This is a genomic window from Natranaerofaba carboxydovora (assembly GCF_022539405.1).
GTDB classification, from domain to species: domain Bacteria; phylum Bacillota; class Natranaerobiia; order Natranaerobiales; family Natranaerofabaceae; genus Natranaerofaba; species Natranaerofaba carboxydovora.
Genome location: NZ_CP054394.1, coordinates 303,752 through 323,439 on the forward strand (window position 1 = coordinate 303,752; position 19,688 = coordinate 323,439).

Annotated in this window: 17 protein-coding genes and 1 pseudogene; 9 read left to right on the plus strand and 9 right to left on the minus strand. The window is 36.0% G+C overall.

What is annotated here, in order from left to right; genetic code table 11:
- Nucleotide 1: 1 nt before the first annotated feature.
- The 5 genes from ACONDI_RS01310 to ACONDI_RS01330 all read left to right on the plus strand — a co-directional run bounded on the left by ACONDI_RS01310 (nt 2) and on the right by ACONDI_RS01330 (nt 5,800).
- Nucleotides 2-403: a GlcG/HbpS family heme-binding protein gene (locus ACONDI_RS01310; RefSeq protein ID WP_420848170.1), complete on the plus strand. Its 402-nt coding sequence runs from the start codon at nt 2-4 to the stop codon at nt 401-403.
- A gap of 200 nt (nt 404-603) precedes the next feature.
- A complete protein-coding gene (locus ACONDI_RS01315; protein ID WP_241079701.1) occupies nt 604-1,773 on the plus strand; it encodes a DUF362 domain-containing protein in 1,170 nt (389 codons plus the stop codon).
- A 65-nt stretch (nt 1,774-1,838) separates the two neighbouring features.
- Nucleotides 1,839-2,753 carry an alpha/beta hydrolase gene (locus ACONDI_RS01320; RefSeq protein ID WP_241079702.1) on the plus strand — a complete coding sequence of 305 codons (915 nt, stop codon included), beginning with the start codon at nt 1,839-1,841 and terminating at the stop codon, nt 2,751-2,753.
- 94 nt (nt 2,754-2,847) lie between these two features.
- Complete coding sequence (locus ACONDI_RS01325; RefSeq protein ID WP_241080910.1) at nt 2,848-3,978, plus strand: glycerate kinase family protein; 1,131 nt, start codon at nt 2,848-2,850, stop codon at nt 3,976-3,978.
- A gap of 139 nt (nt 3,979-4,117) precedes the next feature.
- Nucleotides 4,118-5,800, plus strand: a complete 1,683-nt coding sequence (locus ACONDI_RS01330) for a methyl-accepting chemotaxis protein (protein WP_241079703.1) — start codon at nt 4,118-4,120, stop codon at nt 5,798-5,800.
- A 14-nt stretch (nt 5,801-5,814) separates the two neighbouring features.
- Here the strand turns inward: ACONDI_RS01330 and ACONDI_RS01335 are convergent, their stop codons facing one another.
- From ACONDI_RS01335 to ACONDI_RS01345, 3 genes are all read right to left on the minus strand, one after another.
- Nucleotides 5,815-6,603: an ABC transporter permease gene (locus ACONDI_RS01335; protein ID WP_420848156.1), complete on the minus strand. Its 789-nt coding sequence runs from the start codon at nt 6,601-6,603 to the stop codon at nt 5,815-5,817.
- An 88-nt stretch (nt 6,604-6,691) separates the two neighbouring features.
- On the minus strand, nt 6,692-7,324 hold the full coding sequence (locus ACONDI_RS01340; protein WP_420848171.1) for an ABC transporter ATP-binding protein: 633 nt from the start codon (nt 7,322-7,324) through the stop codon (nt 6,692-6,694).
- A 79-nt stretch (nt 7,325-7,403) separates the two neighbouring features.
- Nucleotides 7,404-7,715 (minus strand): PadR family transcriptional regulator, encoded by a 312-nt coding sequence (locus ACONDI_RS01345; RefSeq protein ID WP_241079706.1) that lies wholly within the window; start codon nt 7,713-7,715, stop codon nt 7,404-7,406.
- Nucleotides 7,716-7,998: 283 nt separating this feature from the next.
- Between ACONDI_RS01345 and ACONDI_RS01350 the strand changes: the two genes are divergently transcribed.
- Complete coding sequence (locus ACONDI_RS01350; RefSeq protein WP_241079707.1) at nt 7,999-9,615, plus strand: long-chain fatty acid--CoA ligase; 1,617 nt, start codon at nt 7,999-8,001, stop codon at nt 9,613-9,615.
- 154 nt (nt 9,616-9,769) lie between these two features.
- Here ACONDI_RS01350 and ACONDI_RS01355 read toward each other — a convergent pair whose 3' ends face one another.
- From ACONDI_RS01355 to ACONDI_RS01365, 3 genes are all read right to left on the minus strand, one after another.
- Nucleotides 9,770-10,966: an isocitrate/isopropylmalate family dehydrogenase gene (locus tag ACONDI_RS01355; protein WP_241079708.1), complete on the minus strand. Its 1,197-nt coding sequence runs from the start codon at nt 10,964-10,966 to the stop codon at nt 9,770-9,772.
- Nucleotides 10,967-11,140: 174 nt separating this feature from the next.
- Nucleotides 11,141-13,693, minus strand: a complete 2,553-nt coding sequence (locus tag ACONDI_RS01360; protein ID WP_241079709.1) for a bifunctional aconitate hydratase 2/2-methylisocitrate dehydratase — start codon at nt 13,691-13,693, stop codon at nt 11,141-11,143.
- 65 nt (nt 13,694-13,758) lie between these two features.
- Nucleotides 13,759-15,042, minus strand: a complete 1,284-nt coding sequence (locus ACONDI_RS01365) for a homocitrate synthase/isopropylmalate synthase family protein (RefSeq protein WP_241079710.1) — start codon at nt 15,040-15,042, stop codon at nt 13,759-13,761.
- A gap of 374 nt (nt 15,043-15,416) precedes the next feature.
- Here ACONDI_RS01365 and ACONDI_RS01370 point away from each other — a divergent pair, with 374 nt between their 5' ends.
- Together ACONDI_RS01370 and ACONDI_RS01375 are read left to right on the plus strand one after the other, a co-directional pair.
- The gene (locus tag ACONDI_RS01370) at nt 15,417-15,590 is read left to right on the plus strand and encodes an indolepyruvate ferredoxin oxidoreductase subunit alpha (protein ID WP_241079711.1); all 174 of its coding nucleotides are present in this window, start codon (nt 15,417-15,419) and stop codon (nt 15,588-15,590) included.
- Between the two features lie 45 nt (nt 15,591-15,635).
- A pseudogene (locus ACONDI_RS01375) lies at nt 15,636-15,920 on the plus strand (lysine 2,3-aminomutase); the annotation flags it as partial.
- Nucleotides 15,921-16,008: 88 nt separating this feature from the next.
- On the opposite strand, the gene ACONDI_RS01380 reads toward ACONDI_RS01375, so the two are convergent.
- On the minus strand, nt 16,009-16,569 hold the full coding sequence (locus tag ACONDI_RS01380; RefSeq protein ID WP_241079713.1) for a hypothetical protein: 561 nt from the start codon (nt 16,567-16,569) through the stop codon (nt 16,009-16,011).
- Nucleotides 16,570-16,743: 174 nt separating this feature from the next.
- Here ACONDI_RS01380 and ACONDI_RS01385 point away from each other — a divergent pair, with 174 nt between their 5' ends.
- On the plus strand, nt 16,744-17,847 hold the full coding sequence (locus ACONDI_RS01385) for a YheC/YheD family endospore coat-associated protein (RefSeq protein ID WP_241079714.1): 1,104 nt from the start codon (nt 16,744-16,746) through the stop codon (nt 17,845-17,847).
- Here ACONDI_RS01385 and ACONDI_RS01390 read toward each other — a convergent pair.
- Nucleotides 17,824-18,315 (minus strand): SET domain-containing protein-lysine N-methyltransferase, encoded by a 492-nt coding sequence (locus ACONDI_RS01390; RefSeq protein WP_241079715.1) that lies wholly within the window; start codon nt 18,313-18,315, stop codon nt 17,824-17,826. The genes ACONDI_RS01385 and ACONDI_RS01390 overlap by 24 nt on opposite strands.
- A complete protein-coding gene (locus ACONDI_RS01395; RefSeq protein ID WP_241079716.1) occupies nt 18,312-19,682 on the minus strand; it encodes a YheC/YheD family endospore coat-associated protein in 1,371 nt (456 codons plus the stop codon). The genes ACONDI_RS01390 and ACONDI_RS01395 overlap by 4 nt, the downstream gene beginning before the upstream one ends.
- Nucleotides 19,683-19,688: the final 6 nt, after the last annotated feature.

Sequence of the window (19,688 nt, forward strand, 5' to 3'; positions counted from 1 at the left end):
GATATATTTGAAATTAAGAGATGCTTTAAAAGTAATTGAAAATAGTGAGAAGAAAGCTGAAGAGATTGGGGTTCCAATGGTTACAACCGTAGTTGATGCCGGGGGTAATATGGTTGCACAGCACCGGATGGATGATGCTTTGCTTGCAAGCATTGATATTTCACTAAACAAAGCATTTACTGCAGCTGCTGTCAAACTACCTACTCATGAGCTAGCCGATGCAGCAAAACCAGGGGCTCCGCTTTTTGGGATTCAAAACACCAATCAAGGTAGGATAGTTATCTTTGGTGGAGGATTCCCTATCTTTGACGGGGACCAAATTATAGGTGCTGTAGGTGTTAGTGGTGGTTCTGTTGAACAAGACATGGAATGTGCCAAAGCGGGACTTGAAGCGCTAAAATAGTATTTATTGTTTAATTGGTTTGAATGTCACTGGAGAAGGTCTGATTTTATAATCAGGTCTTCTCTTTTTTAGTTAATGTAAAATTTAGTGTTTTTGATGGATGCTGGAGATGTTGTATAATTAAAAACAAAACTTTGTTCATATGACTTTTTGCAGTTTAATTAATTAATATAACTATCTATTGCTGGAGTGGTGATTTGATGAAAGTTTCTATAACTAAATGTAAAAGTTACGAAGAAAGATTAGTTGATGAGGCCCTTGATGAACTTATGAACTACATAGGTGGTTTTGAAAGTTACATACAACCAGGGATGAAGGTACTTTTGAAAGTAAATCTATTATCTGCCAAACCACCTGAAAAAGCGGTCACAACACATCCTGTTATTGTAAAAGTTTTGTGCCAAAAAATAAAAGAGCTAGGTGCCACGCCGTGGGTGGGAGATTCTTCAGGGGGGATACTGCCCAATCAGAATCCAACAACTAAAGCTTTGCAGGTAAGTGAAATAGAACAGGCAGTTTTATCTGCGAGGGGAGAAGTGTTAAACTTTGACAAATGCGGAGCAGTAAAAGTAGATAATCCGGGTAACAAAACCTTCCCCGAAGTTTATATTGCAAAACCAATTTTTGATGCCGACTTAGTTATTTCTGTGCCAAAGTTCAAAACCCACGGATTGACTCTTTTTACTGGAAGCGTTAAGAATATGTTTGGTTGTGTGCCGGGCAGTTTGAAAAGAGATTATCACAGAAAAGCGCCCCGTTTGAATGATTTTGCCAGGATATTAGCTGATATATATAATTTGACTTTACCGTCACTTACTATAATGGATGGTATTCTTGGTATGGAGGGGGATGGGCCTTCAGGTGGTAACCCCAAAGATATAGGATTACTTCTTGCAAGTAGTGATGGTGCATCTCTTGATGAAGTAGCAGCCAAAATAGCCGGTTTGTCTTCAGGTACTCTTCCCACTGGCAAAGCTTGTGCTTCTATGGGATATGGAGTTATAGATTTAAGTGAAATCGAACTCCCCGGAAAAATAGAAGACTGGAGGTTAAAAGACTTCCAACCACCCCAAAATCCGATGGTCATAGCTAATTTTTTGCCAGGATTTTTGGTAAGTGGTATGTTAAATCAGCTTAAAACTCTTCCTGATGTTTCATATGATGAGTGTGTTGGCTGTAATATATGTAGAGATAGCTGCCCTGTTGAAGCCATCGATATATCACGGTCAAAAGCTAATATCAACTGGAATAGTTGCATTGAGTGCTTGTGCTGTCATGAGCTATGTCCTGAGAAGGCTATCCGTTTAACTCCTAAAGGAGTTCTTAGCAAATTAGCCTTTGGTTTAGCTAACTTTAGAAGGAAAAATTAAAAGGTTATCTAAATTAAATAGATTATTTTGTATTCAATAGGGTTTTTGCGAGGTGAGTTGAGGTTATGCCTAGTATTAAAAATAGAATAAAGTTAAATCCCTTCTCAGTAGGGCTTGGATTGATAATATTTTTGATAGCTGCGGTATTAATAATTAGTGTTTATGTTGGCTTTTCTTTATTAACACCTGAACGTCAAGCTGTCGACGAAGCTCCTTCTTCGGAGTTTAGTTACGAGGAGGTGCAGTTTAGCAGCTTAGATGGAGAAGAAAATTTGAGTGGTTGGTTTCTTGAAGGTGAAATGAGCAATGGAATAATTATATTTGCTCATGGATATGGGCAAAATCGTTTGGTAGACGAAGTAGGTTTGTCTCTGGCAGAGGATTATTTGAGTGAAGGATACAAGGTGTTGATGTTTGATTTTAGGAATTCCGGTGAATCAAGCGGGGATAGAACTACTATTGGACAGTATGAAAAATATGACCTGCTTGGGGCAGTGGAATTTGTATCTTCGGAATATGTGGAGGATAATGAACCTATTATACTTCATGGGTTCTCGATGGGAGCGGCTACAGCTATTATTGCTGGAGCTGAAGATTCAAGGGTAGATGGGGTGATAGCTGATAGTCCTTTTGACGATCTGTTTGGTTATTTGGAAGATAATTTGTCCTATTGGACGGGACTACCGGAGTTTCCTTTTAATTATACGATTTTGACCTTAACTCCAATAGTTACTGACTTGGATCCTGATAAAGTTAGTCCTGTTAAAGCTGTCGAGGATTATGATATACCATTACTATTAATTCACGGGGATGAAGACGAAACCATTCCATATGAGGTGTCCAAATATATCAAATATGCGTCTTCAGATGATAAGACAGAACTAGTTATTATACCTGGAGCGGATCACGTAGTTGGATATTTAGAAGATAGAGAGAAATATATGGGAAGTGTTTTTGATTTTATAGATTATTTTAAATGACAGAAGGGAAAAAATTGCTAGCGGACATTAGAATGTGATTAAATATATTATGAAATGTAGAGATATCTATTGAAAGTAGGTGTTTTTATTGAAGGTGGTAATAGCTCCTGATAATTTTAAGGATAGTTTATCAGCTATAAAAGTTGCATCTAATATTGAGCTGGGAATAAGAGAAGTAAGTCCTGAGGTTAGAATAGAAAAAATTCCTCTATCAGACGGAGGGGATGGATTGGTTGAATCCCTAGTTTGGTCAACTAATGGAAAGATGATTGAGAAAAAAGTAACAGGACCTCTTGGAACCACAGTAGATGCGTTTTATGGTATTTTGGGTGATGAAAACACTGCTGTGATCGAAATGGCAGCAGCTTCTGGTTTGCAGTTGGTATCAAAAGAAAAACGTGATGCAAGTATAACCACTACTTATGGAACGGGCGAACTAATTATTGACGCCCTAGATAATGGGTGTAACAAACTTATCCTTGGCGTTGGAGGCAGTGCTACTAATGACGGCGGAGCAGGGATGGCGATGGCCTTGGGGGCTATTTTTTATGACAAAAAAGGGAAGGCAATTGAAATAAAGGGTGGGAAGGATTTAGCTGATCTAGATAGTATAGATACAGCTGGCGTTGATGATAGGATGAAGAAAGTGGAAGTTCTAGCGGCATGCGATGTAAACAATCCTCTGACAGGAAGTAACGGTGCTACTTATATTTATGGCCCCCAAAAAGGAGCTGACAAAAAAACTTTAGATATTTTGGAGGAAAACCTAAAAAACTATGTTAAGGTTATTAAAAAAAGCCTGGAAAAAGAAGTTGACTTCCCCGGTGCAGGTGCTGGCGGTGGTTTTGGTGCAGGGATATATGCTTTCCTAGACGGCAAGCTAATGTCTGGAATTGATCTGGTTTTGGATGCTGTAGAGTTTGAGAAAAAAATAGATGATGCTGACTTGATTATTACTGGCGAGGGTAAGTTAGATGATCAGTCGATTTTTGGGAAAGTGCCGGTAGGAGTCTCAAAAAGAGCAAAAAAATACAATATACCAGTAATAGCCCTTGCAGGTGAAACGAATATAAGTGGGGACCAAATCAACAAAGAAGGTATAGATGCTTATTTTTCTATTATAAATTCACCTATGACGCTAGATGAAGCTTTGAGGCAGACACCACTGCTTATAGAGGAAACCATTTCCCAGATAATTAGGCTTTATAATATTTGTAATACTTAAACATAATTTGATGTGAATAATCTTTAATAATAGCAAGGAAAGAGCTGTATAGTTATAGAAAGATTAAGGGTATAGAAGAGCAAAAATGTGAAAGTTTTTGTGATTTTTGAGTTAGTGATTTAAGAGGAGGAGAATTTTTGTGTTAAAAGGAAGACTGTCCAAAAAAGTGCTAGGCGCGCTAGCGATTTTTGTAATAGTAATAATTGGTGTGTTTGTGTTTTATGGTTTTGAACAGGTAACTAATATTGCTATACAAAATGAACAGGAGAATCTAAGATCTCACACAGATTTGACTTTGGATGCTCTCACTAATGCATCTGAACGTACTGACGAGTTGGCAGAACTGTTAGACTCCAGGACTGAAGCTTCTAGACGCCTTGATGAGGATGCTATGAATATTGTAAGGGATAGAAGGATAGGGGAAACTGGCTTCTTGTATGGTGTTAATACCGATGGAGAGATACATATGCACACAGAAGAAGAGATGATTATGGAGTTTATTGATGACGAATTATTAGAGGCAATATTGGAGCAAGAAGAAGGTGAAGCTTACTTTACGATTGATGGAGAAGAATATTATTCGGCTTTTGTCCCCTGGGATACTATCTATGTTGGTGCTGCTATAAGTGTGGATGAGATGATGGGAGAGGTGAATTCTGTAAGAAATAATGCAATTATCATTTCATCAATTATTGGTCTGGCAGCACTTTTGATAATGGCGAAGTTTTTAATTAGTAGAATATTAAATCCGGTAAGCAGTTTATCTAAAGAACTTGAAGTTTTGGGTGAAGGTGGATTAAATGCTAAAGCAAACTATCAGTCAAGTGATGAATTGGGTGATATGTCAAATAGTTTCAATACTGCAGTAGAAAAAATAAAGCTGGCTTTATCTACTATCAAAGGCAAAACAGATAACCTGTTTGATAATATATCAGAAACAGACCACAGCTTGAGGGAAACGGTAAGTTCAATTAATGATACTTCTTCTGCAGTGGACGAATTAGCTCAAGGTGCTACTGATCAATCAGATGTTGCAAGTAAGGGCCGCGAAGTACTGCAAAACTTAAGCAAAAAACTTGATAATTCTATAGATAACTCTAAAACGATTAACAGTAAAATTGAAGAAGTAAATCAAAGTATAGAAAATTCGTTTTCAAAAATGGAAGATTTAAACTCTAAGTTTACTGATAGTGAAAAATCTTTTGGTAAGGTTGAAGATCAAATTAATGTTCTAGTAAATAAAAGCTCAGATATATCACAGGTAGTAGACCAGATACATGAGATAACTGAGCAGACTAACTTACTTGCTCTAAATGCTTCTATTGAAGCTGCAAGGGCAGGAGAACACGGCCAGGGTTTTGCTGTTGTGGCTGATGAAATAAGAAAGCTGTCTATGCAGACATCAGAGGCAACGGAAAAAATTAGAGAGATAATAACAGGGGTACAGGATGAAGTGAATAACGCTGACAGTGAAGTTAAAAATACAAAAGAGGTTATGTCTGTTTCTAGTAATTTTGCATCAGAAGTTACTGAGACGCTAAACCAAACCCGCAGTAACCTAAAAGAAATGGTAAGTAAAATACAAAACCTTATTGAAGATATCTCACAGGTTGGTGAGGATAAGGATGAAGTGGTTAGTTATATAGACAAAATTGCTACAGTAACAGAAAATTCTTCTGCATCAACTGAAGAGATATCTGCTTCGGTAGAAGAACAAACTGCTACCCTGAATGAGCTCCTTGAAAGGATGGAAAACTTAAATAAAGAAGCAGAAGAGATTGTTACTCACGTTAACCAGTTCAAATTTGAAAATGAGCAATAAGCTTCTTCGGTTAGTCAATCGTTTATTATAAGTTGGTTCTTTTCATTGAAATATGTTTTGTAGCCAAATTGTACAAATGTAATAACAGTTAGGGTTACTCCTCCGAGGATACCTAACATAATAGCAATTTGATAAGATATTGCCGTAACAGGGGAGATACCTGACAAGATTTGACCGGTCATCATCCCCGGCAAGAAGATTATTCCCATCCCCATCATATTATTTATGGTGGGGATTATTGCCTGGTCAAAGGAGCTATTTATTATCTTTTTGGCTGCTATGTTTGGTCTTGCCCCAAGCATCAGATATCCTTCTATTGTGTCTTTTTCGGTTTTCATACCATCTGTTAACCTTTCTACTCCTAAAGTTATCCCAGTCATAGAGTTACCAATTAACATGCCGGCGATAGTGATGAAGTATCTAGGATCGTACCAGGGAGTTACATTTATTACTACCAGGATAAAATAAAAAATGCTTATTAATGTCCCTACCATCATAGATAATGCAATGATCTTTTTCATATCAAAGGAGAGTTTTCTTTGTACCCGCCCAAAGATATTATTAATTGCAAAAACCTCCATAACCAGGATGACAAATAATGTGAACAAAGGATGCTTATTATCAAATATAAATATTAAAACATACCCCATTATTACAAGTTGAAGGGTCATTCTTATTGTAGATATTATAACTTCTTTTTCTCTAGGAATCTTTTTAAGCTTTAAAATAAACAGTAAAATTAAAACAAAGATATAAGCTGATAACATTTGCAAAAATCCTAGTTCAACTACTTCAGCCTCCAAAAAGCACACTTCCTTCCCATAAAACTTCTATAAATTCCAATAAATTTTCCATGATATTAAGCTTAACTTAAATATAGCTTCACTTTAATTAAGCTGTACTTAAAATTTTGCCATTTTCTATATTAATAATATAATCTGCAAAAGCTTCTCCTATCTTTCTTGAATGGGTTATCATAACTACAGTTTTATTTCTTTTTGTGGAGTAATCAATAAATTTTTCCATTGTATAATTTTCGAGATTTTCATCTAGGGCAGAGGAGGGCTCGTCAAGAAGAAAGACTTCTGGTTCCATTAACATTAATCGTGCAAGAGCTATTCTCTGTTTTTCTCCTCCGGAAAGTTTTGTTGCATCATCTTCTAGGTCTTTGTCAAGTTTGAAAAGTTTAAGAAGTTCAATTAACGAGTTGTCTTCTTTTAATGGTTGTTCAGAGAGTATTAGGCCAAGGTTTAGATTATCCTTGATAGAGCCCTCTGTTATTATTGGATTTTGGGGGAGCATTACTACTTCCCTTCTTAAAGTAATTGTATCTATTTCATTAATGGGCTTATCATTATAAAAGATTTCACCATGGTCATGAGTTATTATTTGGTTTAATAGTTTTAGAAGGGTGGTTTTGCCACTACCGCTTTCTCCTAATATGCAGGTGACTTTTTTGTTTTTTATTTCAAGCTCATGGATATTTAATATCTCTTTATATTTTAAATTCTTTAAGTAGAACACTTTTTTCTCTCCCTCTTCCTCGTCAAGATGTATTATAATTAAAAACAAAGCTTTGTTCATATGACTTTTTGCACCAGAATCAATGATTAATCTCTCTAAACAATTCTTTCGCTTTTTCTTTCCCTTCTTCTAGAATATCTTCGCCTAGCTGGGTGATGGTATAATACTTTCTGACTTTTCCATATTCAATTTTATCTTTTCGCTTTAAGAGCCCGTCTTTTTCCATGTTGTGAAGAATTGGGTACAGTGTTCCTGGACTGATATCGTAGCCGTGTTCTTTAAGTTCTTCAATCATCCAGGCTCCAAAGAAAGGTTCATTTTTGGCATGATAAAGTATATGAAGCTGTATAAAGCCAAGAAATAGTTTTCTTAAAACCTGATTGTTTTTCATGTTTTTCCTCCAACTAATAACGAAATACGATATCGAAATTCTAATAATATTGTAGCAAACCTGCCATATATCTCAATAGTACAAAAATACTTTTGTACAAAATGCTTTTAAAAGAAGAAAAATTTCGAAATTTTGAAGGAATTCAGTCTTAGCGTGCTGAATACATATTCACGATACAACAAATATCTACAACCAAAACTGAACCACGATTCAGTGAATGATGATTCACCCTGAGGTGGTTTGTGATGGCAAATTATTTAATATTTAAGGGAGGGACGGAAATATGATGATGGATTATCAATTAACTTTAAAAACTATTTTGTCTAGGGCAAAAAACATTTACTCAAAAAAAGAGGTTATTTCTAGAGATTATTCAGAGGACTTTAAGTACACTTATGGTGACATGTATGAAAGGGTAAAAAAGCTCGGAAATGTCCTGGAAGAATTAGGAGTCAAAAAAGGTGACAAAATAGGAACTTTGGCCTGGAATAATCACAGACATTTGGAGATATACTTTGCCGTTCCTATGACTGGCGCGATCCTTCATACGCTAAATCTGCGTTTGTCAGCAGAACAGCTTGCTTATGTCATTAATCACGGTGAGGACAAGGTTATATTTGTGGACAAAGATGTAGTTCCATTACTTGAAGCTATTCAAGACCACCTAAAAACCGTTGAAAAAATAGTCATTATGTCTGATACCAAGGAAGTTCCAGAAAATAATTTAAAAGGTGAAGTTTTCTCATACGAAGCTCTCTTGGAAAAAGCATCTTCAGAAATAGAATTTCCAGACTTAGACGAAAAAACTCCGGCAGCTATGTGCTATACTACTGCGACAACGGGTAACCCCAAAGGTGTTGTTTATACTCATAGATCAATTGTGCTTCACTGCTTTTCTATTATATGTCCTGAGGCCCTTGATCTTCATGAATCTGATTGTTTAATGCCTTTTGTTCCAATGTTTCATGTTAACGCCTGGGGGCTTCCTTATGCTGCAACCTGGGTAGGAGCTAATCAGGTTTATCCAGGCTCTAGACCTGACCCGGAAACTGTCTGCAGGTTAATGGATGACTACAAGGTTACCCTAGGAGCAGGTGTACCTACTATTTGGATGGGAACATATCCTGTTTGGGAACAAGGAAAGTATGAATACTCGCATATCAGGGGACTTGTCTGCGGTGGCTCTGCTGCACCAAGACATTTGATTAAAGGATATAGTCAGGTGTTAGGAATACCAATTATTCATGCTTATGGTATGACAGAAACCTCACCTCTTGTTCTAGCTTCTAAACCAAAAAGTTATATGCAGGACTTAGACGAAGAAGAGAAAATAAATATTGCTACTAAACAGGGATTGTTAGTACCAGGTCTTGAAATGAAAGCTATAGACGATGAAGGCAATGAAATTAAATGGGACGGTACGGAAATGGGAGAACTATTATTAAAAGGTCCCTGGATTGCTGGAGAATACTATAAAGAACCAGAAAAGACTGAAGAAACCATAAAGGATGGCTGGCTTCATACCGGAGATATAGTTACAATCGATCAGGAAGGATATGTGAAGATTGTAGACAGAGCAAAAGATTTGATAAAAAGCGGGGGAGAGTGGATATCATCAGTTGATCTTGAGAACATAATAATGACTCATCCAAATGTTAAAGAAGCTGCTGTGATATCAGTTCCACATGAAAAATGGATTGAAAGGCCAATGGCTTTTGTGGTTTTAGATGATGAAGGTAAAGATAAAATCACAGAAAAAGATATACTAGAACATATCGAACCGAAGGTGTCTAGAATTTGGGTACCAGATAAAGTAGAGTTCATAGATGAAATTCCAAAAACAAGCGTAGGTAAATTTAGTAAAAGAGTATTGAGAGAAAAGTATGTGGAGGAAGAATAAAATATAAACTGAAGAAATAATAAACAGATTAAATAGATAAATAAAATTAAATAGACAAAGTTATACAAAGTTAAAAATTAGCTGTCGGATTTTTAATTCTTTTATATATCCGACAGCTTTTTTTACTTTTTTAGTGCGTGAGTGAATTTGGTCTTTAGCTTTGATATGATAACCAAATATTTTTTAAATTTTGTTTTCCCATAGTGGATATAATGTAATCTGCATATTCTTTTCCGGTTGCCCCGGTATGTCTGCCAGTTAATTGTAATTTTTTTTCGTATTGACCGCAGATATCTAGTGCCATGTCCAAAGTCTCTGCTTTTTCTTGATGTCCTATGTGGGATAGCATCATTGCACTAGCCCTTAGAAGACTGCTTGGATCTGCATATTCGCCCCTTCCGTTTTCTACCATTCTAAGGCCTGAACCATGGATGGCTTCAAACATGGCATGATTTTTGCCAATGTTGGCACTTCCTGCAGTGCCAACACCTCCCTGGAGTTCTGCTGCTTGATCAGTTAATATGTCCCCGTACAGATTGGGGAGGACAATTACATCGAATTCTGCCTGTCTGGCAGGATCTATAAGCTTGGCAGCCATTATATCAACATACCAATCGTCGAACTCGATATCCGGGTATTCACCGGCAATTTTTTTTGCTGTATTCAAAAACTTACCATCTGTGCATTTTATAATATTAGCTTTGGTTACTGCAGTTACTTTTCTCCTCTTATTAATTCTCGCAAACTCAAAGGCTGACCGTATTATTCTATCTGCACCTTCCTGGGTAATTGATTTGAAATCTAATGCAAGTTCCTCAGTTACATTAATTCCATCATCTCCAAGAATATATGAGTCTTCTGTGTTTTCTCTGAAAAATACCCAATCAATATTTTTTTCTGGTACTTTGACAGGACGCATATTAGCGAAGAGATCTAGTTCCCGACGAATAGTAACGTTAGCACTTCCTATGTTGGGCCATTTGTCGCCTTCGCGGGGAGTTGTGGTTGGACCTTTCAAAATCACATGACACATCTTTAATTGCGAAAGGATATCATCAGGAACTGCTTTATTTTGTTTTGCCCTGTTTTCAATTGTCAGTCCGTTAATTTCAACAAACTCAATCTGTCCTGAATAAATCTCATCTCTTAGCAGGCTATTTAGTACCCTCTTTGTGTTATCGCTTATATAAGGTCCTATCCCGTCTCCGCCTACGATACCTATTTTTATTTTATCCAAATTCTTATAATCGGTGAAATCACTATTTTCTTTCATTTTTTCAACCCGTTTTAATTCTTTTATGAGTAGATTTTCAAAATGTTCTTTTGCCCTTTGTATAGCTTCTTCATTCATTAATAATCACCACACCTTTTTGTGTTTAATGTTAAAGAACTCATCCTGAGACAGGTTAGCTAATGACTTCGGCGTCATTAGGCCTTATTTCGACTGCTTCCTCATTCAAGATGAAGATGTATTGCCAATTAAGATCAAAACTTTATTCATAGGACTTTTTGGCACCAGAATCAATTATATATAATCGAAATATTCTTCTTTAGAAGGTATCTCTCCAAGCAGTGCTGTTATAGCTGCAACATTAGCACTTCCCAAGTAGGTTTTGGAATCGGGTGGACCTATTCTTGATCTGTAATTTCTAGTTGTAGTAGTAAAGGCAGTAGACCCTGAGCCAATTCTGCGTTTGTTTCCCATACAGAGGCCGCAGCCGGGCATGATTACAATTGCCCCTGCTTTTGTAAGATCTGCAAGACTACCATCTTCTGCTAGAGTGTTATAAATGTCTAGAGCTGCAGGAGATATAACAAAATGCACTCTTTGAGAGATATGTTTGTTTTTTAGTATCTTGGCTGCTGTTCTAATCCCTTCAATATCACCGCCCACACAGCTTCCTATAAAAACTTCGTCTATTTTGGTTCCTGCAACTTCACTTAAGCGGCTTATGTTGTCTGGGTGGTGAGGCCTGGATACTAGTGGCTCTTTTATTTCATCTAAAGGGATTTCGATAGTGGCTTCATATTCTGCATTCTGGTCAGCAGAAGGAATTAAAGGATTTTTAAGGAATTTTTCTATAGCTTCTATATTATTTTTAACTGAGATAGAGCTTTCGCTATCGGGGCGTTTTTTTAGATAATCCAGATTATTTTTTATGGTTTCTAGCGTTACTTCGTCTGGAGGTATTGTGGCTGCAGAAGCGTTTCTTTCTGCTGCGGCATTTGTAAGGATATAACGTTCATCACTATTTAGAAAACTGACCCCTTCCATTTCAATTATCCTGCCGTTATAAATATCCGGATTTCCAGTTTCTTTGGCGTATAGCACTAGTGTTGATACAAGGTCTCGTGCGGTAATACCTTCTTGTGGGCGTCCCTGGAAAATAACCCTGACGGATTTGTCCATGGTTAAATCTATTTTGCCGTGTTTCATAGCGCCTGCTACAATATCGGATGATGCTGGATAAGAAAGGCCGTGGGGAGTCCTGGTATGGGAGTCTCCGCCTACAATTACATCTGTTGGAAGTACAAAGCGGTTACCTATAGTATGGATTATACCTTCGCCAGGTGCTAAGGAGACGCCGCCGCGATTTTTGAAAAAGTCTGTCAGAAACTTATGTCTATCTCTTTCTTCGCTAGATGGGCACTCCCCGGTGTGACATAATGATTGAACAACAAATTCTGTTCCAAAATCCTCCCCTGCCATTTTTTGATATTCTTCAATTGTCATTGGTCCTGTCGTATCTTGAGAGAAAACTCCTCTTACTTTGATAGGAGCAGTATCGCCTGGGTGTATATAATCCTTGCCGTCTAATCTATTCATGGTCGTAATTTTTTGGGCTAGTGTCTGCGGTGGTTTTGATTCTTTAGTATTAGCAGAGGTCAATTTACTGGTTTTAAAGATGTTTTTTTGTGGGACAACATTGATATTTTCGTTATCGCACCAGCCTTTAGCCCATTTTTGAAGATTTAATCCTGCTTCAAAATATATCATTCCACCGGCACTTATTTTATTGAGTTTGTATTGAATGGGAAGTTCGACTGAAAGCTTTTCTTTTTCGTTTATTGATAGCGTTTTTTCTTCTATGTTTAATTTTAGACAGTCGCCTTCTTTAATTTTGTCTGTATTACATTTGACGGGCAAAATCCCAGAGGCCACTAGAGAATTTTCAAATATTGGAGCGAAGCTTTTTGCTATGACGATGCCGCCGGATTTGTTTTCTGGTTCTTCTTTTATGGGAGTTCCTATTAACTGCAAGATGGAATAAGTAGCTGACTTTCGTGATGAGCCTTCGCCAAGGGCCTTGCCTGCAACAAGGATTGTGTTCTCCTTTGATTCTTTTTCTTTGTTTATTTTATTTACTCTCTTCCAGAGATCAGCTTCATCTTCCCTTCCCTCCATTATATAAAGAGCGTGAAGGGGGTGGTCTGTCCTTGTATGTGCCCTGTTAGACGGGCTTAGGTTGTCGGTAGTAATATTGTCGCCGATTTTTACTGCTTTTCCGTGGTAAATATCATTTATATTCCAGTATTCTGCGAACTCTCCCTTGGCCCAACTTTTTATGATTTCATGAGCTAGGCCACTCACGTTCAGGTTAGGGTTCTTTGTGATTTTAGTTAATTTATCAAAATCCTTTTTATTAACTAATACGGTGTATTTCAAAATATTTTTTATCTCTTCCGGGAAAATTTCTTTTTCTAAAAGATTTATAAGTTCAGCTGTGGCAGGGCCGCCTTTCATGTTACCAAGGATTTGCAGTGCATTCTTTTTATTAATGTAATCAGTTTTAATTTCTCCTGTGATAATTTTAGAAAGTCCTTTGGCCTTAGTATATGTTTCAGGGAAAGTTCCCCGGCGTACTTCTTCTTTCAATAGTCTAATTAGTAATTTGTCTATTCTTTCAGTTTCAAAGATGGTAAATTCTTTTTTGTCTAGATTCGGTTCTGTTAGGGCGTTAATTATGATATTTACTTCATTCTCATTTAGCGGCCGTGGTGGTAGTTTGAATGCTTCGAAGCGTGAGAGAGCCTTTTTTCTATAGTTTTCTAGAAAATTTTTTAACTCGTTGTTCATTTCTGTATCACTTCCTTTTGTTTGACTATAAACATGATTTGGCTAAATAATTATCGACTAATGTATCAACTGACTAGTGAATGGTCTTTTGGTGATAAAGAGAGTATATCTGCTACTTGAGCTGGATATTTGGCAATGAATTTTAGCTCTTCTTCTGTTAAAGGCTGCTGATTATGGGCATTGGCATATTGTACAAGTTTTAATACTTCTCGCTCATTATCGATTTGTACACCCATGGATTCGTACAGGTGCTTAAGCCCTTTGATACCGCCGAATTCACCGGTTGATATATTGCTTTTTACAGGTTTTATTTGATTGCTTTCGTTTATTCCCAGGTCTTCAGGGGAGTAAAGCTCATAATTTCTGCGATCTTTTAACATTCCGTCAGCGTGAATACCTGATTCATGAGAGTACATGTTACTTCCAATACCAATCTTGTTCATTGGGATTGGTATTCCAAAGGCGTTGGCCGTGTAGTTACATAACTTCCATGCTTTTGTGAGATCAATGTTTGGGTCGAGGATATCTTGTTCTTCAAGGCCGCAGGCATGTTTTATAGCTAGTATTACAGCTACTAGATCTGCATTGCCTGCTCGTTCTCCGATGCCATTAACTGTAGTATTGATATAAGCGTCAACTCCTGCATCGATTGCTCCCATCGCACCTTCTACTGAATTGGCAACTGCATACCCGGTATCATTATGACAGTGAAGTTCTATAGGAAGCTGGACTTCCCCGGCAAGTCTCTTAACGCTTTCATAAATAGACGGTGTTCGTTCGTAACCAAGGGTGTCACAGTATCTTATTCTGTCTGCACCGTGTTTTTTAGCTTCCCTTGCAAAATGCAAGAGGAAATCCTCGTCAAAATTGCTGTTGTTACCTTTGACTTTGGTACGTGATGCATCCTCTGCGTTAACTCCAATAGTTTTAATCCCGTACTCTTTAGCAAGACTAACTGCTTCTGTCATCATTTTGATTATGTCGTTACCTTCTGTTTGAGCGCCAAATTTGCTTTTTACCATTATTTGTGAAGTAGGGATAGAAAGATTTATATGTTCTATGTTTGTAAGTTCTAAGGCTTTTTTGACATCTTCGGGGACTGCTCTTACCCACCCTTCTAGAATCATGTTGTTCATAACACCTTTTTTGGCTAAGTCCAGGTTTGCTTCAACGTAATTTTGCTCGTGTTTTAAGGTCGGGAAACCAAATTCACTCTGATAAATCCCCATTTCACCAAGGTAATGATTGACCATAGTCCTTTGAAACTTTGATAATACTACGTTTGCTGTTTGTACCCCGTCACGGTTTGTTACGTCAAGTATATAGATTCTGTTCTTTTTCTCTTTCATAAAAATTCACTCTCCCTTCTAGCCCTTTTAAAATTTGTTAATAATCCTAGCACGCAAATTGGATAGTGTCAATACATTGGGGCTAATCCAATTTGACGACAAAAACAAAAATTCACCCTCGAATTCTACATAAAAAGCGTTATAACGGGAAATTATTATAAAGCAAAAAATATAAATTTTTAATTAAAAAAATTGGTCAAATGCCATCTGGTGAACAGCAAAACAACTAAATTTTGCTAGCGCAATATTTGCTTGAGTAAAAATTGAAATTAAATTTTTCATTAGATCTATACGAAAAAAGGAATGATTATTGTATTTGTCGAATGTAACTTCAGGAAAGTATTTAGATGATTCTGAAACAGGGAGGGGTTAGTATGGCAGCGAAAGTTGACAAAGAAAAATGTACTGGATGTGGACTATGTGTAGAAGCCTGTCCGATGGATATCATTGTTTTACAAGATGATGTTGCAGTTGTTGAAGAAGAAGAGTGCACTGATTGTGGTGAGTGTGTTGAAGAATGTCCAGAGGAAGCTATTGAACTAGAATAATAGTTAGACAGAACTTTAGGCCGTCTTTATTAGTGAAAATAAAGACGGCCTTATTTATATTTCTTAGATTTTCAGGCAAAGGAAGTTATAGGGACTCCTCACTTTATTACCAGAATTGAAGAAGGGTTAGAGATTATGGAACATTTAAGGGGTTATACATCAGGAATGGCTATTCCAACGTATATAATTAATGCACCCGGTGGAAGGGGCAAAACTCCTATGCTGCCTGAGTATTTAATCTCACAAGGTAAAGATAAAGTAACGATAAGAACCTGGGAAAAGAAAGCATTTGATTATCCAAACCATGGTCCAATGGAAACAGAGGACTAGATAAGCGAAAGGTAAAATGAAGTATTAATTAGGGACTTATTAAAGTGCAGTCCCTATTTTTAATTTTGATGTATAATGTGTGGAGAATTTACTGCTCTGGATATGGTGGCCATGGAGGATCGTATTCAGGACATTCGTCTAATACTTTTTCTTTACATTCTGGGGGCTGAGGGGCAAAACCATAGGCTGGTATTAGTAATTGAACGTGGGCGAAGAGCTTAATTAAAAATAATTTTCCCACGCATAAAATAATTGTATCTTCATCTATTATGAAGGCATCTAGACATTCTAAGAAAACTTCACACTGCGGTTTCAGACCTGATTCATATGCCCTTGATAGAGTGACAGTTTTTTCGAAAGTTTCAAGTACAGAGAATTTTTCATCATCAATTACAAAAATTACTTCATATTTTATCCATACTCTTATTTTCTTCTCGCCTATTATTTCACATTCCTTATCAATAAGATTTACCTTTTTGCAAGTGACTTCGTCTACATCTATTATTTTGTCGAAATCTTCATCTATTGGGAGGTCAATTTCAATTTTATTAACATCAATTTGTTTACATTCTTCATAAACTTTATCAATTTTAACACGTTCTATTAAAGTTGGAGGGGGAATTGGAGTGGTATTTTGTTCATTTGACATTTTCTTTTACCTCCTGACGCTTTCTAGTCTCTTTACTTATAGTTTATGTAGTAGATTGTAAACATGGGAATTAATTTTGTAATTGTTTAATCACTAATAGTTAAACTCAGGGGTTAGAAAAACATAATATGATTAAAAGTACATTCATTTGTACCCCTGGAGGTGGCAATAAATATGCAAAAAGACTTTTCGCCACTAGTTGGAGTATGTATCAATAGCAGTAAAGTTAAAAAGTTAAATCAATCTTTAGAAAGAGGTTCTATAAATTATCTACTAGAGGCAAATAAAAAATTGAATACAAATCTTTATTTTTTTTCGCTAGTTGACATTAATTTTGAAGAGGATAAAGTTCGTGGTTATATCTATGATGAAACATGCAAAAAATGGGAAGAAAGGTTTTCCCCTTTGCCTGAAGTGCTATACAAAAAGGGAGGAGTAAAGAAAAAAGAAATAGGAGAGTTTAATTCCCTTATAAACTCGATAAATAAGAATAATATTAAGTTAATTAATCCTATGAGAGGATTTAACAAATGGGAGCTTCATAAACATTTCCAAAAAAACAAGAAAATTAGCCCCCATTTAGAAAAAACAGTGTTATTTCTAAATCCAGAAGATTTACAAGAAATGATTTATGAGGAAGACTCGATCTATCTAAAGGCTGTACGGGGTAGATGTGGTAAAAATTTAATGAAAATTAAAAAGTTAGATAAGGGTTTTTTGAGTACATTTTTTAGGAAACAACCTAAAAAAATACCGGCAAAAAGTTTTGAAGAACTTTTAGATGATATTGATAGATTTTTTGGAGGTAGTCCTATTATAGTTCAAAGAACTATTGATTTGTTAAATATTGATAATAAGTTAGTGGATTTAAGGGCAGAAGTTCATAGAAACTATAATAATGAACTTGAGATTGTTGGCATCCCTGTTAGGATTGGAGAGGCAGAATCCCCAATTACACAGCACTCTAAAAGTTATACCTTTGATAATTTTTTTCGTAATACTATAGGTTTGTCTGATACACAAATAAATGAATTATATATGGTGGTTGAGAATTTGTTATACGAAGTATATAAGAGTGTAGAAGACTATTACGGAAATTGTGGTGAAATAGGTATTGATATTGGGGTGGACAAAAATTTACAAGTAAAATTAATTGAATGTAATTCTCAACCTACCAAAATATCTCTAAAAGATGCTTACGGGGAAGAGGCTGTTAAAAAGGGGTATGAAAAAATTTTAGAGTATGCTTGCTTTTTAGCGTCTCCGAAAACGATCTAGTTTAGAGGCATTATCAATTTTTTCTTTTATTAGATAGACAATATGATCATTCAAATAATGTGAAGCTAGGATATTAACAGGTGTCCACCATGCTCCCCCTATATAACTTATACACTCGGGTTTATTGCAATTGCAAACAAAGGGGCTTGACATATCCCATTCAGTAGAAGGGTAGAAGAAGTTTAATTCTTCCCTTGAATCAATGTTCTTAAGAGCATAAACTGCCCCTTTTTTAGTATCTATAATAAGGTTTGGATCACAACTATGGTTTAAAAGACTAAAAAAAGAGTCGGCTAATATATGTTGGTTAATTCCAACTTGTACCGTCTGGTAGGTTTGTTCTCTTATGGTGCAAGTAGGATCAAATGTTAACAGTATTGTACCGGGCAAAATTTTTTTGGTTGCTCTAAGACAGCTCCCTAGTGCACCTAATGACTTCTCATACAAGGTATTTCCTCTCCCTTTCAATTATCATTTGTCTCCCATAAAAACTTTCCATATTTTAATGGATTTGAAAAAGACCTATAAACAGACTCATCATCAGAAGCAAGATATAATGTGTCCTTGCCTGGTTTGGCATTACACTCAATAAACCATATATTCAAATCCTTATCTAAAGCAAAATCTATCCCAATCTCTCCAAAGGGTCCATATATATCCTCGATATACTTAAAGGTTGTTAAGAGAAAAGTTTCGATATTTTCTATGGTTTTATCAACCCTTGTCTTAGAATAACTAAAGTGATCTATTAAAAAGGAGTCTAAAGGATAAACTGACCCTCCCGCTCTAGTGCTAGTGACCGGACTATTTGTTTCCCCTATACGAGCAAAAATCGGGCCTAATTCTAATTCGTTTTTGCCGTTTCTTTGAACTTCTGCACGCATATCCACATTACAGTAGTCATTTACTTGTAATACATTTATTGCAGTCTGAATTATTATTCTACTGCCTTCAAACATTTTGTTAATTTCGTTTTGTAAATCATCTACAGAACTAAAATTTTTGGTAAGTATTTCTTCCTTAAAATAGCTTAATTCATAATTATTGCTAGAAAGTTTCGTTACCCTTGCGACACCAGTACTATTGTTGCTAGTGCAATTTTTAATAAAAATACAATTATGTGATTGAAGCATGGTTTGTAAGTCCTGGTGGTTATTATATAAGGTGGTCTTTGGGAGATAAGATGACATTTTGGTATACTGGGATAAATTTTTAAAAACATCCCATTTATCAAAGAAGTAGCTAGAATTTATTTTTTGTAAGTTTGAATTTTCTTCAAGTTCTTTTCTAATATCTTGGGATAGTTTCTTTTGTGATTTAAGTGTTCCCCCGCCCCGATCATACAAAATGTCTGGGTAAGGAAAAATTTTCTCTTCAAATCTATTAGTTTCCTCATTATAGTAAGTGCCCCTAATTTTTTTGCCGGAAAAATCCATATCCTTAATCGAGAAAAAGTATAGGACAGCATTTGATTCTTTATTGGCCTTTGCCATCTCTAGTATTCTAAAGTGGGGGTGTTGTTTTTTTGCTTTTCTTACACGTCCATTACTGACAAAAACACCGATTACTGGACCTATACTAAGCTTGTTATTTTTAACCATTAAATTGGTTTGTATTCTGTTTGAAAGTCCCATTTGTTTTGCAATTTTATTTGGAATCCCTATAACATTTTCGGTATTGTTTTCATAACATGTAACTTTTGTTTTTTGGGTACTAACTTTTAATACTTTAGGATTATTGTTATCTAGAAGTTTTTTAATCTTTTTTGGAGCGGTTATACTTATCGAAGAATTATTGAAAGTATTAATAATGACAGGAATAGATGTTTTTTTCATAAGTCT

Excerpts from the sequence above, each read along its gene's own strand:
- ACONDI_RS01365 (WP_241079710.1), bottom strand. The coding sequence starts at position 15,042 with ATGAAAGAGAAAAAGAACAGAATCTATATACTTGACGTAACAAACCGT.
- ACONDI_RS01380 (WP_241079713.1), bottom strand. The coding sequence starts at position 16,569 with ATGTCAAATGAACAAAATACCACTCCAATTCCCCCTCCAACTTTAATA.
- ACONDI_RS01385 (WP_241079714.1), top strand. The coding sequence starts at position 16,744 with ATGCAAAAAGACTTTTCGCCACTAGTTGGAGTATGTATCAATAGCAGT.
- ACONDI_RS01370 (WP_241079711.1), top strand. The coding sequence starts at position 15,417 with ATGGCAGCGAAAGTTGACAAAGAAAAATGTACTGGATGTGGACTATGT.
- ACONDI_RS01320 (WP_241079702.1), top strand. The coding sequence starts at position 1,839 with ATGCCTAGTATTAAAAATAGAATAAAGTTAAATCCCTTCTCAGTAGGG.
- ACONDI_RS01350 (WP_241079707.1), top strand. The coding sequence starts at position 7,999 with ATGATGATGGATTATCAATTAACTTTAAAAACTATTTTGTCTAGGGCA.
- ACONDI_RS01395 (WP_241079716.1), bottom strand. The coding sequence starts at position 19,682 with ATGAAAAAAACATCTATTCCTGTCATTATTAATACTTTCAATAATTCT.
- ACONDI_RS01355 (WP_241079708.1), bottom strand. The coding sequence starts at position 10,966 with ATGAATGAAGAAGCTATACAAAGGGCAAAAGAACATTTTGAAAATCTA.
- ACONDI_RS01345 (WP_241079706.1), bottom strand. The coding sequence starts at position 7,715 with ATGAAAAACAATCAGGTTTTAAGAAAACTATTTCTTGGCTTTATACAG.
- ACONDI_RS01315 (WP_241079701.1), top strand. The coding sequence starts at position 604 with ATGAAAGTTTCTATAACTAAATGTAAAAGTTACGAAGAAAGATTAGTT.
- ACONDI_RS01360 (WP_241079709.1), bottom strand. The coding sequence starts at position 13,693 with ATGAACAACGAGTTAAAAAATTTTCTAGAAAACTATAGAAAAAAGGCT.